The 16,112-nt window shown below is 60.2% G+C and carries 14 protein-coding genes; 7 read left to right on the top strand and 7 right to left on the bottom strand.

The window, feature by feature from the left end; genetic code table 11:
* Positions 1 to 51 precede the first annotated feature (51 nt).
* The 4 genes from cbbX to LA304_RS09115 are packed head-to-tail and all read left to right on the top strand — an operon-like array spanning position 52 to position 3,036.
* Entirely contained in the window at positions 52 to 984 is a 933-nt protein-coding gene (gene cbbX, locus LA304_RS09130) for a CbbX protein (protein ID WP_224502836.1), read from the top strand.
* Positions 981 to 1,676 carry a ribulose-phosphate 3-epimerase gene (gene rpe, locus LA304_RS09125; RefSeq protein WP_224502835.1) on the top strand — a complete coding sequence of 232 codons (696 nt, stop codon included), beginning with the start codon at positions 981 to 983 and terminating at the stop codon, positions 1,674 to 1,676. Before cbbX ends, rpe begins: the two co-directional genes overlap by 4 nt.
* Positions 1,677 to 1,705: 29 nt before the next feature.
* A complete protein-coding gene (gph, locus tag LA304_RS09120; protein WP_224502834.1) occupies positions 1,706 to 2,362 on the top strand; it encodes a phosphoglycolate phosphatase in 657 nt (218 codons plus the stop codon).
* Complete coding sequence (locus tag LA304_RS09115) at positions 2,359 to 3,036, top strand: HAD-IA family hydrolase (protein WP_224502833.1); 678 nt, start codon at positions 2,359 to 2,361, stop codon at positions 3,034 to 3,036. Before gph ends, LA304_RS09115 begins: the two co-directional genes overlap by 4 nt.
* Here the strand turns inward: LA304_RS09115 and LA304_RS09110 are convergent.
* The 3 genes from LA304_RS09110 to LA304_RS09100 form a co-directional block, all read right to left on the bottom strand.
* Complete coding sequence (locus tag LA304_RS09110) at positions 3,033 to 3,215, bottom strand: hypothetical protein (protein ID WP_224502832.1); 183 nt, start codon at positions 3,213 to 3,215, stop codon at positions 3,033 to 3,035. The genes LA304_RS09115 and LA304_RS09110 overlap by 4 nt on opposite strands.
* Positions 3,216 to 3,360: 145 nt before the next feature.
* Positions 3,361 to 5,055 carry an adenine deaminase gene (ade, locus tag LA304_RS09105; RefSeq protein ID WP_224502831.1) on the bottom strand — a complete coding sequence of 565 codons (1,695 nt, stop codon included), beginning with the start codon at positions 5,053 to 5,055 and terminating at the stop codon, positions 3,361 to 3,363.
* Between the two features lie 9 nt (positions 5,056 to 5,064).
* Positions 5,065 to 6,045, bottom strand: a complete 981-nt coding sequence (locus LA304_RS09100) for a siroheme synthase (RefSeq protein WP_224502830.1) — start codon at positions 6,043 to 6,045, stop codon at positions 5,065 to 5,067.
* A 153-nt stretch (positions 6,046 to 6,198) separates the two neighbouring features.
* Here LA304_RS09100 and glpD point away from each other — a divergent pair, with 153 nt between their 5' ends.
* Together glpD and glpK are read left to right on the top strand one after the other, a co-directional pair.
* Entirely contained in the window at positions 6,199 to 7,803 is a 1,605-nt protein-coding gene (glpD, locus tag LA304_RS09095) for a glycerol-3-phosphate dehydrogenase (protein WP_224502829.1), read from the top strand.
* A gap of 18 nt (positions 7,804 to 7,821) precedes the next feature.
* A complete protein-coding gene (gene glpK / locus LA304_RS09090; protein WP_224502828.1) occupies positions 7,822 to 9,294 on the top strand; it encodes a glycerol kinase GlpK in 1,473 nt (490 codons plus the stop codon).
* A gap of 9 nt (positions 9,295 to 9,303) precedes the next feature.
* Here the strand turns inward: glpK and LA304_RS09085 are convergent, their stop codons facing one another.
* The 3 genes from LA304_RS09085 to LA304_RS09075 form a co-directional block, all read right to left on the bottom strand.
* Entirely contained in the window at positions 9,304 to 10,137 is an 834-nt protein-coding gene (locus tag LA304_RS09085; RefSeq protein ID WP_224502827.1) for a TolB family protein, read from the bottom strand.
* Positions 10,138 to 10,217: 80 nt separating this feature from the next.
* Positions 10,218 to 10,907: a D-lyxose/D-mannose family sugar isomerase gene (locus tag LA304_RS09080; RefSeq protein WP_224502826.1), complete on the bottom strand. Its 690-nt coding sequence runs from the start codon at positions 10,905 to 10,907 to the stop codon at positions 10,218 to 10,220.
* Complete coding sequence (locus tag LA304_RS09075) at positions 10,904 to 13,312, bottom strand: beta-mannosidase (protein ID WP_224502825.1); 2,409 nt, start codon at positions 13,310 to 13,312, stop codon at positions 10,904 to 10,906. Before LA304_RS09075 ends, LA304_RS09080 begins: the two co-directional genes overlap by 4 nt.
* A gap of 203 nt (positions 13,313 to 13,515) precedes the next feature.
* On the opposite strand from LA304_RS09075, the gene LA304_RS09070 reads away from it, so the two are divergent.
* A complete protein-coding gene (locus tag LA304_RS09070) occupies positions 13,516 to 14,238 on the top strand; it encodes a phosphotransferase (protein ID WP_224502824.1) in 723 nt (240 codons plus the stop codon).
* A gap of 53 nt (positions 14,239 to 14,291) precedes the next feature.
* Here LA304_RS09070 and LA304_RS09065 read toward each other — a convergent pair whose 3' ends face one another.
* A complete protein-coding gene (locus LA304_RS09065; RefSeq protein WP_224502823.1) occupies positions 14,292 to 16,073 on the bottom strand; it encodes a SulP family inorganic anion transporter in 1,782 nt (593 codons plus the stop codon).
* Between the last annotated feature and the right edge of the window lie 39 nt (positions 16,074 to 16,112).

The following is a 16,112-nucleotide window of genomic DNA, read 5'->3' as shown; positions in this document are numbered from 1 at the left end:
CTCAATCGCGCCATGCACCCTTCCCCTCACTAAAGTCTCGCGGAGGTCACGATGCACGAAGAGGAAACCAATCGGCCAACCCACATCGATCTGGCGGCGGAATACGAAGCCTCCGGTGTCGCGGAGGTCCTGCGCGAATTGGACGAGGAGTTGATCGGCCTCGCCCCCGTCAAACAACGCATTCGGGAGACGGCGGCGCTCCTCCTCGTGGACAAGGCGCGGCGGGATATGGGGCTTTCGACGGAAACCCCGACCCTGCACATGTCCTTCACCGGCAATCCCGGCACGGGCAAAACCACGGTCGCGCGGATGATGGCGGGCCTTCTGCACCGCCTTGGCTATGTGCGCAAAGGGCATCTCGTGTCGGTCACGCGCGACGACCTCGTCGGGCAATACATCGGCCACACAGCGCCCAAAACGAAAGACGTGCTCAAGAAAGCCATGGGCGGCGTGCTCTTTATTGATGAGGCCTACTATCTCTATAAACCCGACAACGAACGCGACTATGGACAGGAAGCCATCGAAATCCTGCTACAAGTCATGGAAAACAACCGCGACGATCTCGTGGTGATCATGGCCGGATACGCGGACCGGATGGACAGGTTTTTCTCCGCCAACCCCGGCTTTCGCTCCCGCATTGCCCACCACATCGACTTTCCAGATTATACGGATGACGAGTTACTGCGGATTTCGGAGCTCATGTTGTCCGAGCAGAACTACGAATTCGACGCCGCCGCAGAAACCGCGATGGCCGAATACATCGGCCTGCGTCGCACACAGCCGCATTTCGCGAACGCCCGCTCAATCCGCAACGCCCTCGATCGCGCGCGCCTGCGTCAGGCCAATCGTCTGTTCTCTGAGGCAAAAGGCCCGCTCGACGCCAAAGCCCTTTCGACCATCACAGAGGCCGATTTGCGGGCCAGCCGTGTCTACTCCGGAGGTCTCGACGTTGACCGTCCTCTCCAAAAGGAAGCCGCAGAATGACCTTTTCCCGCCACGTTAAAATCGCCCCCTCCATCCTCTCCGCCGATTTCGCCAACTTCGGGCAGGAGATTCAGGCCATCGAAGCCCAAGGTGCGGACTGGGTACATGTGGACGTCATGGACGGGCACTTTGTCCCGAACCTGACCTTCGGCCCGCCTGCCGTCAAAGCGTTCCGCCCGCATGTCAACACGGTGATGGATGTCCACCTGATGATCACGCCGGTCGATCCCTATATCGACGCCTATGCGGAGGCAGGCGCAGATATCCTCACCGCCCATCAGGAGGCTGGTCCGCACATCCACCGCACGCTACAGGCCATCCGCGGCGCGGGAATGAAGGCCGGTGTTGCCCTCAATCCGGCAACGCCTGCGGAGGCGATTTCGCACCTGCTCGATCTCACCGATCTGGTCTGTGTGATGACGGTCAATCCAGGGTTCGGCGGGCAGAGGTTCATCGACATGACGCAAAAGATCAGAACCCTGCGCGAGATGATCGGAGACCGCCCAATCCATATTGAAATCGACGGCGGCGTGGACCCGACTACGGCCCCGCTTGTTGTCGATGCGGGGGCAGATGTGCTTGTGGCTGGGTCTGCTGTTTTCCGAGGCGGGTCGGTGGACAAACCCGAGGTCTATGGTGAGAATATCGCCGCAATCCGACGCGCTGCAGAAGGCGCACGGATTGCCGCATAACGCACCGATTACGACGCATAGGACCCTCCATGCCCCAGATACTCTTCGACCTCGACGGCACGCTGATCGACAGCGCACCCGACATTCACGCCATGGCCAACCGCCTGCTCGAAATCGAGGGCAAGGAGCCTCTGTCCCTCACGCAGGCCCGCAGTTTTGTGGGCAACGGCGCGAAGGTTTTTGTCGAGAGAATGTGTGCCGCGCGCGACATTTCGCAGAGCGACATACCCCGCCTTCATCAGGCCTTTCTCGCGCTCTACATGAACGCCGTGGACCTGACGCAGCCCTATCCGGGTGTCGTGGATGCGCTCTCGGCGCTGAAAGCCGCAGGCCATACGCTCGGCGTCGCGACCAACAAACCGGAGGCCCCTGCCCGTGTGGTTCTCGATCATCTCGGTCTCACGCCATTTTTCGATGTGATCCTCGGGGGCGACAGCTGCGCGACGCACAAACCGGACCCGCTGATGCTCACCGAAGGTTTTGCGCAACTTGGAAACGGTCCATGCCTTTTCGTCGGGGATAGCGAGATTGACGCGGAGGCGGCGAAGAACGCGGGCGTTCCGTTCCTGCTCTACACCGAAGGATATCGTAAAGCGCCCGCAGACAGTCTCGGCGCGGCGGTCATTTTTTCCGACTTCGCGGCCCTGCCCGATCACGTCGCCAAATTGACAGAAGAGGTGCCATGACGCTTAAAGCCTTAATCTTCGATGTCGATGGAACTCTCGCGGAAACGGAAGAGGCCCATCGACACGCCTTTAACGAGACGTTTGAGGCCGCCGGTCTCGGCTGGCACTGGGACAGAGAGACCTACACCGCGCTCCTTAAAATCACGGGCGGCAAGGAGCGGATGCGCCATTATCGCGAGACGCTCGGTGCGGAACTTCCGACGGACAACGAGATCGCGACGCTACACGAAACCAAGACGCGCACTTACGCAGACATCCTCGCACGCGGCGACCTGACCCTCCGGCCCGGTGTGCGGGAGGTGATCGAAGTGGCCCGCGCGCGGGGCCTCAAACTCGCGGTTGCGACGACGACAAACCGCCCGAATGTCGATGCGCTCTGCCAATGCGGCTGGGGACGGCCCGCCAATGAAGTGTTCGACGTGGTCGCCGCAGGGGACGAGGTCGCGAATAAGAAACCCGCACCGGATGTCTATCTGCTCGCGCTCCTGCGTTTGAGCCTACCGGCACACGCCTGTCTCGCGTTCGAGGACAGCGAGAATGGCGTCACATCCGCGCAAAGGGCGGGCCTTCGTGTGATTGCCACGCCCTCCGCTTACACTGCGTCAGACGATTTTTCGTCGGCAGAGGCCTGTGTCGACCATCTCTCGACCGACGTCCTCTTTCAAAACGCTTAATTCACCATTAGCGCGTCGAGGCCGTGAAGGTCCTGCGGATGGTCGCCTTCGTGGATGTCTTGGCAAGCCACCGGATAGTGATCCGCCGTCGTGCATTGCGATACCGGATATTTATCCATCGGTGCACAGGCGGCGAGTGTGAGCGACATGAGAGCAGCGGGGAGGATGAGAGACTTCATTTGGTTTCTCCGTGAATAAACGAACTATCACCGCTGATATCTGCCCTGTCCCCTGCAAGATCAAGGCGCACAGGGCGCAAAAGTGAACTAAACAGTTCACTTATTGTGACAAGTCAGCCGCCGCCGAAAATACACGGCGACGAATTCAGGAAATGATCTCGAACTTCGTCACATCGACCATGCCGCGATCGGTGATCTTGAGCGCCGGAATGACCGGCAGCGCGAGGAACGCGAGTTGCAGGAACGGCTCTTCCAAAGTCACCCCAAGCGTCCGCGCAGCAGCCCGCAAATCGACAAGTTGGTCGCGCACATCCTCGAACGGCAAAAGGCTCATCAGCCCCGCGACCGGCAGCGCAAGTTCCGCGAGGACCTCCCCGTCTTTCACCACAACGAACCCGCCCTCGATCTCGGAAAGACGATTGGCAGCAAGCGCCATGTCGTCGTAGTCCACGCCGACGCAGGCAATGTTGTGGTGGTCATGGCAAACGGTCGACGCAATCGCGCCCGCCTTTAGGCCAAACCCCTTCACAAACCCGCTCGCGATATTGCCGTTCTTGCCGTGGCGTTCGATCACCGTGATGCGTGTCAGATCGCGCGCCGGATCGGGGGCCTTGTCACCGTCCACAATCGGCACGGTTTCCTTGAGGTGCTCCGTGATGATCTTGCCTTCGAGAATGCCGATCACATCGACCTCTTCGCGGTTGCCGGTCGTGCGGAAATCCTCGGCGCGCACCTGCGGTGCTTTGACAGAGCCACGCCCCACCGGCGCGACATGGCCACGCGCGGCGAAGGCGGCGTCATTCACTTCGACACCACCGGCGAAGACCATGTCGGCATTACATCTTTCGAGACTATCGAGCACCACAATGTCCGCCCGTTTCCCCGGCGCGATCATGCCGCGATCTTTGAGACCAAAAGCCTCTGCCGCCGATAAAGTGGCAGCGCGGTAGACGGCCAGCGCAGGACTACCCAACTCGATGAGCGTCCGGATGACGTAATCGAGATGGCCATATTCCCCGATGTCGAGCGGGTTCCGGTCGTCGGTGCACAGGCACATATACGGCGCGGTGAAATGCGTGAGCAGCGGTTGCAGCGCGTGCGTATCCTTCGACACCGACCCCTCACGGATCAGCACCCGCATCCCCTTGCGAAGCTTCTCACGCGCCTCTTCGACGGTCGTGGCCTCATGCTCTGTCCGGATACCGGCGGAGATATAGGCATTGAGATCGCGTCCTGAGAGCTGCGGGCAATGGCCGTCGATATGGGCGTCCTCATAGAGGCGGATTTTCTTCATCGCTTCGGGGTCTCGATAGATCACCCCCGGATAGTTCATGAATTCCGCGAGGCCGATACCGGACGGATGCCCCATCAACTCTGCGAGGTCCTCTGCGAGCAACTCCGCGCCTGAGGTCTCCATATGGGTGGAGGGCACGCAGGAGCTAAGCTGCACCTTGATATCCATGAGTGTGTGCTGCGACGCTTCTTGGAAATACCTGATACCTGCCGCGCCAATGACGTTGCCGATTTCGTGCGGATCACAGATCGCCGTCGTCACCCCACGCGGAAGGACGCAGCGGTCAAATTCAAACGGCGTAACCAGAGAGCTTTCGATGTGCAAATGCGTGTCGATGAATCCGGGGACGAGAATTTTGCCAGTGACGTCGATCTCGCGCTTGCCCTCATAACTCTCGAACACACCCGCGATCCGGTCGCCGACAATTGCCACATCGCCCGCAATGAGTTCGCCCGTCATCAGGTCGAAGATCATCCCGTTCTTGAGCACGATATCTGCAGGCGCTTCGCCGCGCGCGACGGCAATCCGATGTTCCAAATCGCTCATATCTCTCTCCTATACCCTGACCGCAGGCACACGTTCGACATCATCCGGCAGCCCGAGCGCCGCCCGTTCCGCATCGCGCCGCGCGACGAGCCAGACAACCCGCGCGCCTTTCTCGAAGTCTTCCAGAACGACATTCCGCTGATCCGACAGCAACCAGTCCTCTGTGCCGTGATCCTGTCCAACGATCACCCTTTCCGCATCACGGCGGGCAAGTTCCAACATCGGCGCGAAGGACGGGTCCGCACAAACCACCAGATCGGCCTCTTGAAGCCGCTGCACGGCGCGCAGGGTCAGAAGGTCCGGATCGGTCGCAGACACGGGCAAGAGGCTCACCTGCCCCGCGCCCTTATCTGACGGCGCACCGCCCGCCTCAATCGCGGCCTTGATCTGTTCCATCGCCTCGCGCTCTGCGCCTCGCGCGTAGAGCTTGCGCGGCGCGTCCGTATAGACCCACCGCCAGAACCCGCGCCGTTTCTCACGCGGCACGCGGAAGGCCACGGCCTCACGCATCCGACCACCAAAAGCCACGAGATCGCCAAGGCGTGGTTCGAGAATTTCCTCCAGCCGTGTTTTTACCTGACGGGCCAGAACGGGGGCTGCCCCTTCGGTGCCAATTGCGACTACGAGCGGATCACGGTCCACAATAGAGGGCGTCGTCGCCTCACAGAGATGCGGTTGGTCGACGACATTCACGAGCGCCCCGCCGAGTTTGGCGAGATCATGCAGACAGGCATCAATCCCCGGACAACCAGTGCCGATAAAGACGAGTTGCGCGTCCCTGAAGGTTTCGGGCGTGATCGCGCCGGACACATGAAAAGCCTTCCCCTCATGCACCAAGGCCTCCAGCTCGATATCCAACTCCGGCGCCACAAAGGTCAGGCGCGCTTCGGATTTGAGCATCAACCGCGCCTTCTGCGCCGCTGTTTCGCCTCCACCGACAATGAGCACATCGCGGTCCTGCATCCGGAGGAACATGGGAAAGAATTTCATGCGGCTACCTTCTTGATGGGATTTGTGGCAGAGTCCCCCATCCATAGAGAAATGGCAAGTGCGCACAAAGATTGTGAAGAAAAACCTGCACTTGACAAATAGCTGTCATGCCACAGCCTTAGGGGGTCTCTAAAACTTAGGACAAAGCCAGAAATGCCTCACGACATCGACTCCCCGACCACCCGCGCAGACACTGTCTACGATCTCTTTATTATTGGCGGCGGGGTCAACGGATGCGGCATTGCGCGCGACGCCGCAGGACGCGGGATTAAGGTCGCTTTGGCGGAAATGGGCGATCTGGCGCAGGCCACATCGTCTGCGTCCTCCAAGCTCTTCCACGGCGGGCTGCGCTATCTCGAATTCGGCGAGTTTCGACTGGTGCGTGAGGCGCTCGAAGAACGCGAAGTGCTGCTCCAAGCCATGCCGCATATCGCCTTTCCCATGCGGTTTATCCTGCCGATTTCGAAAGACATGCGATTTGAGGCGGACACGCCGATCTCGAAACTCCTCCGCTACACGATGCCTTGGCTGAAGGGGCAGCGCCCCGGCTGGATCATCCGGATCGGGCTGTGGATGTATGATACACTCGGCAAACGGAAGATCCTCCCTGGCACGACGGGCTATGATCTCAAGGGACGACCGGAAGGCGCACCGCTCAAAGAGGGGTTCAGACGCGCGTTCGAATATTCCGACGTCTGGGTGGATGATGCACGCCTTGTGATCCTGAACGCGATGGACGCCCGTGCGCATGGGGCGCAGATCATGACGGGTGCAAAGGTGACCTTTGCGCGACGCGACGGAGACCAATGGGTGATCGAGGTCGCAGGCAAGGGCACGTTCTACGCAAAGGCCTTGGTAAACGCCGGCGGGCCGTGGGTCGCCGATATCATCACGGGCGTTGTCGGGATGAACTCCAAGGAGTCCGTGCGCCTCGTGCGCGGCTCCCACATCATCGTGAAACGCCTCGCGGAGCATAACAAGGCCTACTTCCTACAAGGCACCGATGGGCGGATCATCTTCTTCCTGCCCTATCAGAAAGACCTGACGATGATCGGGACAACGGAGGGCGCGCATGAAAGCGACCCTTTGGAGGCGCATGCCACGCCGGAAGAGAAGAGCTACCTCCTGAACTTCGCAAATCAATACCTGAAGACGCCGCTCACAGAGGCAGACATTCTGCACTCCTTCTCCGGCGTGCGCCCGCTCTATGAAGACGGGGCGAGTTCGGCCACGGCCGCGACGCGGGAATACGTGTTGTCGCTCGACGAAAATGGCGCACCTCTGCTCAACGTGTTCGGCGGGAAGATCACGACATATCGCAAACTCGCCGAGGCGGCGCTTGAGAAACTCTCCGACCATGTGACAGGCGAAGGCCCGTGGACGGCGGGCGCGCCACTGCCGGGTGCCTTTACTTACGGCAACGCGTCTGAGGAAGTGATGGCCCTCACAGCCGAATTCCCCTTCCTAACGCCCGACCTCGCGGACCGCTTGATCCACCTCTATGGCCGCAACGCAAAGATGATCCTTGAGGGCGCAGTGACCTTTGATGATCTCGGAGACGACTTCGGCCATGGGCTTACAGAGGCCGAGCTGCGCTATCTCGTGCGGGAAGAATTCGCATGCACCGCCGAAGATGTGCTCTGGCGCCGCACCAAGCTCGGGCTCTACATGTCCGCCGCCGAAATCGCCGCAGTAGATGACTGGATGCGCCATCACGCGCCCTCGCTTGTCGCCTCGCCCCCATCGCCCTATCGTTGAGGCACTGGGAGGCATTTTATGAGCGAAACGATTATCGCCCTTGATCAGGGCACCACTTCTACCCGTGCGATCCTGTTTGACAGCGGCCTGACCCCGATCACGAGCGCGCAGGAGGAATTCGCCCAGCATTTCCCCCGCTCTGGATGGGTCGAACATGACGCCATGGATTTGTGGCATACTTCAAAACACTGCATCCAACAGATCCTTGATGAGACGCGCACGCGCCCTGCGGCGATTGGCCTCACGAACCAACGAGAGACCACCGTTGTCTGGGACGCGGAGACGGGCGAACCACTCCACAAAGCCATCGTCTGGCAGGACCGCCGGACGGCCGATCTCTGCGCGCGGCTGCGCAAGGACGGGTTTGAGGAAGAGGTCACTGCCCGCACCGGACTGCTGCTCGATCCCTATTTCTCCGCGACCAAACTCGCATGGATTTTGGATCAATATGAGGGCGCGCATGAGATGGCGCGGACGGGTCAGCTCAAATTCGGGACGGTGGATACATGGCTTATCTGGCTCCTCACCGAGGGCCGCGTGCATGCAACGGATGCCACGAACGCCTGTCGCACGATGCTCTACAACATCTATGAACACCAATGGGACGAAACGATCTGCGACCGCCTCGGCATCCCGCTCGAGATGCTGCCCGAAGTGCGTGATAGCTCAGGGGATTTCGGGGAAACGACGCTCTTTGGCGATACGATCCCGATCCGTGGCGTTGCTGGAGACCAGCAGGCCGCGACGGTCGGTCAGGCCTGCTTCACACCCGGCATGATGAAATCGACCTACGGGACGGGATGCTTTGCGCTCCTGAACACCGGCGAGACGCCGGTGCGGTCCGAGAACCGCCTGCTGACGACCATCGCGTATCAACTCGACGGCAAACCGACCTATGCGCTCGAAGGCTCGATCTTTGTCGCGGGCGCGGTGGTGCAGTGGCTCAGGGACGGGTTGGGCATGATTGGCAACGCGTCCGAGACGCTTGAGATGGCGCAAAAGGCCGATCCGGAGCAAACCGTCTATCTGGTGCCCGCGTTCACCGGCCTCGGCGCGCCGTGGTGGGATGCGGAGGCGCGGGGTGCCATGTTCGGCCTCACGCGCAACACAGGCCCGAATGAATTCGCGCGCGCGGCCCTCGAAAGCGTCGGCTACCAGACACGCGATCTCATCGAGGCGATGAAAGCGGATTGGGAGACGGATCAGGACACGACCCTTCGCGTCGATGGCGGGCTGTCCGGCAATGACTTTGCGATGCAGTTTCTCGCCGATGTCCTCGGTGCACCCGTAGACCGCCCCCGCAATCTGGAGACAACCGCGCTCGGGGCGGCCTATCTCGCGGGGCTGTCCGTGGGGCTCTATCCGGAACCGAAAGAGTTCGCACGGCAATGGGCCGTCGACGCGACGTTCTCCCCCACGATGGACGAGGCTCTACGCGAAGAGAAATACAGCGGCTGGAAAGATGCGATCCGTCGGACACTGAGCGACTAAACCTGTCGCTCACTCCGCGTATTCGACATAGGCAAAAGCCATCCCGTCCGGCGACCAGCATGGGGAGTTAAACGTCCCCTGCCCGCCATAGAGCGACACAAGCGTTTCCGGTTTTCGGTCTTTTGACGTCCAGAGCCGCAAATCGACATGCATCCCCGCAGGGTGCCCTACAATCCCTTCGGAATAGGCCATGTAGACGACTTTCTCGCCGTCAGGCGCGGGATGCGGGAACCAGTTGACCTCGGCATCCTCGGTCATACGCTCAAGTCCCGAGCCATCCGTGCGCACGCGCCAAATCTCGGACGTGCCGGACCGGTCTGAGTTGAACCAAATCCATTGCCCGCAATGGGAGAAATCAGGCCCGTCGTAGTGATGTGCGCCCTCGATAACGCAGTTCTCGTGCGATCCGTCGGCCCGCGCGGTGTAGATGCCGAACAGCCCCTCACGCACGGCAGCGTAACAGATCATGTGCCCATCAGGAGAAATGCCATGAAACCACGACGGCTCTTTGCGTGTTACTTGCACGGGATCACTGTCATCGCCGATATTCTGCCGCCAGATTTTCGCCGGACCACCATAGGTGTGATCGGTGAAAAAGAGCGTATCTCCGTCCGGAGAAACGCCGTGGTCATTATTCAAATTGATGCAGAGGCCAGTGTCGATTTCCAACAGGTCTGGTTCATCCAGATCGACCCAGAACAGGCTGCCTTCGCCATTCACGATTAGAGCAGAGCCATCCGGAGTCCAGTTCGGCGCGGCGATCTCCATACCGGTCTCAAGCACTGGGGAGGCCTCGGCCTCCTCCAGATCATAAATCATCAGACGCGACACCCATCCCGCCATGGCGGATTCTCCCGTTATTTTCGTCAATCATAGAGGGGCGTTAGACAGGCCACAATGACTTGGCGCAGCCTGCCCTCCTCTCAGGCGAGCCAAGCGTCGTAATCACTCACCAACAGATGCAGCGGCGCGGTGTCTTCCTCTATGGTCGAAAAGCGCCCGATCGGGTCGCGGAAGATATTGTCCGTCCGGTCGTCGTTCACATTCGACACTTCCCCGATCAGAGCCCGACCGCCCTCCCCCCAGAACGCATGCCAATGCCACGGCTCCAGTGTAACGCTCTCACCCGGCGCAAGCGCGAGATGTTCACCGGCTTTGAGCACCCGCTTCTGTCCGTCGGTCATCACCTCAACCGGCGCATTCGGATCGAGACCACCCTCGTCACCACGCGTCCAAAGTTCGAGCACGAGCGTCGCGCCGCCGCGGTTGATGATGTCTTCCGTCTTTTTGATATGGTGGTGCATCGGGCTGATCTGGTTTTCCTCGGAGATCAGCAGTTTTTCCGCATAGAGCGGCCCCATGCCCTGCGCCACATTGGCGGCTGAGCCGTTGCGCACAGTGAACAGGAACAGCCCGAGATTCTCAAAATCGCCCTGCCCGTAGTCGGTGATATCCCACCCGAGCATATGGTCGCGGATCATCGGACTGTTTTCCACGACATGGGCCTGCAATTGCTCCGGCGACAGATACGCAAACGGCGGCAAAGTGAAGCCGAAGGATTTCATAAAGGCATCCGACTCGCGGATGATCTCGTTGATCGTGGATCGCTTCATTGAGTCCCTCCATAGGTCGCCGAGTACAGGTCGCGGAGCGTGAATTCCGCCTTGGCGTTCAGCTCCTTTGGCTCAAACGTGATTGTCGCAGGCATTCCCGGCAAAAGCATGATCGCATTCGCGCTGAAATGCCCAGCGACAGTGGCCTCAAGCGCAACGAAGGGCGCGAGTGCCGTGCTCGTCAGAACAATCTCATATTTCCCCGCGTCCCGTGTGACTTCCACCGTAATCTCCGGATCGATCATATCGTAGCTTTTCCACGGCTTCGGCGCGAAGAAATCGCCGCTCGCCCCACCGTCATATTGCCAAGTATAGACGAAAATCTCGTCCTCTTGCAGAGCCTCCTTCGGCAACTCAAAGAGTTCGAGCGCCTTGCTCGGCCACGCCGAAATCACGGCATCCGCGAGCGGTCGCGCTTCGCCGGACATATTCACCGCCGCGACCTGCACGGAGACTTCAACATTCTCCGGCAAGTCATTCATAACTTTGAAAACATATGTGTCGGCCTCTGGCACTACAGCGACAAACACAGGCGCATAGAACCGCTGCGCCATGTGATGCGAGAGCTTCCAGCCGCCGCCATAATTGAGCGTCGACCACGAGGCGCAAGGCCATGTGTCGTTGAGCTGCCAATAGAGAACACCCCAGTTGTGCCCCTTTTGCGCACGCCACGCGGAGACGGCCGTTTTGAGCGCGAGCCCCTGCTGGATTTGCGAGAGGTATACGAAATTTCCGAACCCCTCGGGGAAACGGAATTCGCGCATCAACGTCGCCGCGATCCGCTCGTTTCCGCCCGCGTTCTTTTGGTGGCTTTCCATCACCGGCGCCGCGATGTTGAAATCTTTCGGCTCCGCAAAGGACGCGATCACATCTAGCGAGGGATAGGATTGGAACCCGAACTCGCTCACGAAACGCGGGGTGAGATCGCGGTAGGTCTCGAACGGTTTGTTCTCGTGCCATACGCTCCAGACATGCATGTCACCGGAGCTGTCTCTGTGCCATGCGTCCCCGAAGTCGAGCGGCCCGAGCGACGGCGAAGACGGCCACCAATTTGCGTTCTGGTCCTCGGCTTTGAGCACGGCTTCAACATGGCGATTGAGGCGGTCATATTGCACGAGATAGCGGTCGCGGTGCTTGCGCGCTTCCGGCAATTCCTCGAGCATCCCGATGATTTCATTGTCCCCGCACCAGAGCGCCAGACAAGCGTGATGTGACAGACGCCGGACCTGCTCCCGCACCTCTTCGCCGACATTTTCCAGAAACGCGGGGTCCGCAGGATACATGGCGCAGGCGAACATAAAGTCCTGCCAGACCATCAGTCCGAGTTCGTCGCACAGATCATAGAACCAATCCGGCTCATATCGCCCGCCGCCCCACACGCGGATCATGTTCATATTGGCGTCCACAGCGGACTGAAGCAGCGCGCGTACGTGGTCCTGACGGATACGGCCAGAGAGCGCGTCTGCGGGAATCCACGCTGCGCCTTTGGCGTAAACATCACGGCCATTCACACGGAATTTGAAGCCCCGCCCGTGGTCGTCCACATGGGTCACATGTTCAATCCGGCGAAGGCCGATGCGGCGGGTCACACGGCGCCCGACGACCTCGACCGACAGATCGTAAAGCGTCTGCGCCCCCTGCCCCGCAGGCCACCAGAACTCCGGCACCTCGACAAAGAACTTTGCTTCGGCGCGGTTGTTTTCAGCGACGGCGATCCGCTCGCGGTCCGCGAACTGCATTTTCACTTCAGAACCGTCGGGCACATTCGAGAGGTCTGCAACGACGGTGAGCGAGACACTCTCCGACTCGATATCGTGGTGTTCCTGATCGACATTGATATGCGTGATGCGCGGCGCACCCGCTGGCTCGATCTGGATCATGCCAGCGACGCCAAAGGGCGCGAGCGCACAGTTCCAATCCCACCCGAAATCGCACTGCTGTTTGCGCAGCATGTTAATGTTGGGAATTGGGCAATTCATTTCGGCATAGGGTTGAATGAACGGCTGCGCGGCCTGTCGTTTGGCAGCTTCTTCAATGACCGACCGGAACCGCAGCGTGATCTCGTTCTCGCCCTCATTCGCCACCTCGAAGAGATTGACCCGCCACGTCCGGAACGCATTCTCGGTTGTGAGAACGCTCTGGCCATTGATCAGAACATCTACGACCCCGTCGAGGCCAGAGAGGACAAGCTCGTCCGCCGTGTCAGTGAGTGAAAAGCTCCGCGTTGCCGTCCACTTCCGCTCAGCAATCCACCGCAACCCCTCGGCATTCCGTCCCCAATACGGATCGGGAATCGCGCCGCAGTCATAGAGCGACGACACCACATCGAAAGGCAGATTGGCCTCAAATTCATGCGCGCCAGTCTCATCGCGCAAGCGCCATCCAGTGTCGAGTTTGAGTGTCATTCCGTTCTCCTTGCAGCCGCTCAATCAGCAGGATTGTTCGCGGGACCGAAACAGCTTTCCTACCCCCTGTCAAATCCGCAAATCCGCGCGACCCTCCTGCAAAATCCGTTGACCCGTCGGCACATACGAGTAAACGATCCCTCACGTGCGCCTGGGCATTCACGTGTCAGAAGTTTTAACTTTCGTCCAGCAAGGTTGATCAATTGACCCTACCACCCGTTCACCTCTGGGGCATCGACGCCCCGATTGAACCCGTCGGCGGCGGGCATCGGAATGCGGTGTTCCGGACGACGGAACTCAAACGCGATGTCGTGTTCAAATCGACGCGTCGCACCGAGGCGCAATTGCGCTGGCTACCTCCCGTCTTGGAGGTCGCAGAGCGCGCCGGATTTATCGTGCCGCAATTGATCGAGACACAGGACGGGCGACTGAATGGCGATGGATGGACCTGCGAGCCGGTTATCGACGGGCGTCCGTTCCTCGCAGAAGACCTCCCCCAAATCGCGGGCCATATCGACCGGTTCCATAGCGAAGTTGGCCAAATGGACCAACGTCCCGGCTTTGCGAGTTCCCGCGACCTCCTAACGGTCATGGACGGCGGTGACGTCGATCTCGCCGCCCTGCCCGCCGACCTGCTCGCACTCTGTCGAAAGGCGTGGACTGCCTGTGACGGTCCGCTCGGGGTCATTCACGGGGATTTGGCGGCAGGCAACCTGCTGCACACGCCTGATGGCCCCGCGCTCCTTGACTGGGACGAGGCGCGCGTCGATGTCCTCGCGTTTGACACGCTCCGCACGCGCCCAGCATCGGCCACAGCCGCAGAGAAAACCGCCGCCCTCGCGTGGGAAGCGGCGTGTTCGTGGCTGATCGAGCCGGATCATGCGCAGATCGTCGCGCGGGTCCTCAAAGCGCGGATGGGAGCCTAACGCAAAACGCCCTCCCGAGATCGGAAGGGCGTTTTATCAACTTGTCAGAGCGTTCAGGCCACCTTGTCTTCGTCGGTCTCTGACGCCACCGGCGGCACCGTCACATCCCCGAGCGCCTTCATCGCGGCATACTGGCTCAGGAACACTTGCCCCGTCAGCTCGTGCAGGAAATGGCATTTCTGCAGGCGGTCCATCACAGGGCCTTTCACCTCGGAGAGGTGAAGCTTGATCCCGCCATCGTCGAGACGCTTGTTGATCTCTTCGAGCGCCTCAAGTGCCGATTGGTCGATCTCGTTCACCGCCGGACACATGAGGACCACGTGTTTGATGTCCTTGTCGTCCGCAATCCGGTCGAGAACATAGTCCTCTAGGAACCGCGCATTTGCGAAATAGAGGCTCTCGTCCACACGGATCGTCACCACATCCGTCGTCGTCAGAACGTCGTGACGGTTGATGTTGCGGAAATGCTCCGTACCCGGCACCAAACCGACCTCTGCAATATGCGGCCGCGAGGTTTTGTAGAGGTGCATCGCGATCGAGAGGATCACACCAGAGGACACGCCCGTCTCCACACCAAACCCGAGCGTCAGGAGGATCGTCGCGAGAACGGCGGCGAAATCGGTTTTTGAGTAGCCCCATGTGCTCTTGAGGATCGAGAAATCCACCAGAGACAGAACCGCCACGATGATCGTCGCAGCCAGCGTCGCAACCGGCAAGAAGTAGAGAAGCGGCGTGAGGAACAGCGCGGCGAGCGCGATACCTACGGCGGTGAACGCCCCTGCCGCGGGTGTCTCAGCCCCCGCATCGAAGTTCACAACAGAGCGCGCGAAGCCACCGGTCACCGGATAGCCGCCGGAGACCGCCGCCGCGATGTTGGACGCGCCGAGACCAATCAGCTCCTGATCCGGAACAATGCGCTGGCGTTTTTTCGCGGCGAGCGTCTGGGCGACCGATACGGATTCCACAAAGCCGATGATGGAGATGAGGATCGCGGAACCGAAGAGTTGCGACCAGATCGTCGGGCTGAAATGCGGCAGGGTGAGCGGTGGCAGACCTCGCGGCACCTCGCCCACGATTTTGACGCCGTGATTGTGCAGGCCGAAGACAAAGGTGATCAGCGTGGTGACGACGACCGCAGCCACTGGACCGGCCTTCGTCGCGATATCTGCCATACGCGGCGACACACCCTTGGACAGAAGCAGAGGTTTGAGCCCCTTGCGCACCCAGAACAGGAACGCCGTGGCCGCGACACCGATCACCAACGTGATCAGGTTGGTCTCGCCAATGTTCTCCGCCAGTTGGACCAAGCGCTCAGGCAACGTATGTCCCCCCGCAGACACGCCGAAAATATGCTTCACCTGCGAGGCGGCGATCAGAATTCCGGACGCCGTGATGAAGCCTGCAATCACAGGGTGTGACAGGAAGTTCGCAAAGAACCCGAGGCGGAAAATCCCCATCACGAGCAGGATCAGACCGGACAAGAACGCCAGCGTGATCGCCGCTGCCGCATATTCCGCCGTGCCCTGAAGCGCCATGTTCCCCACAGACGCCGCTGTCATAAGCGAGACAACAGCCACCGGACCGACCGCGAGCGCCCGCGATGTGCCGAAAACCGCGTAGGCCACGAGAGGCAGGATGGAGGCGTAAAGACCCATCTGCGCAGGAAGACCCGCCAACAGCGCATAGGCGAGCGATTGCGGGATCAGCATGATCGTCACAATAATGGCGGCGATCCCGTCATTGGCAAATGTCGACGCGTTATAGCGCGATCCCCAGTCCAGAATGGGCAGGTAGCGTTTGAGTTTCTTGGGATCGAATGAGCTTTGAAGAGACACGGGGAAACGTCCTTATTATGCGTGTGCGCGAGGCGGATC

This window comes from Celeribacter litoreus (genome assembly GCF_020165855.1).
GTDB classification, from domain to species: Bacteria; Pseudomonadota; Alphaproteobacteria; order Rhodobacterales; family Rhodobacteraceae; genus Celeribacter; species Celeribacter litoreus.
Note: the sequence above shows the minus strand (reverse complement) of the source record. Positions and strands in the feature narration are given on the sequence as shown.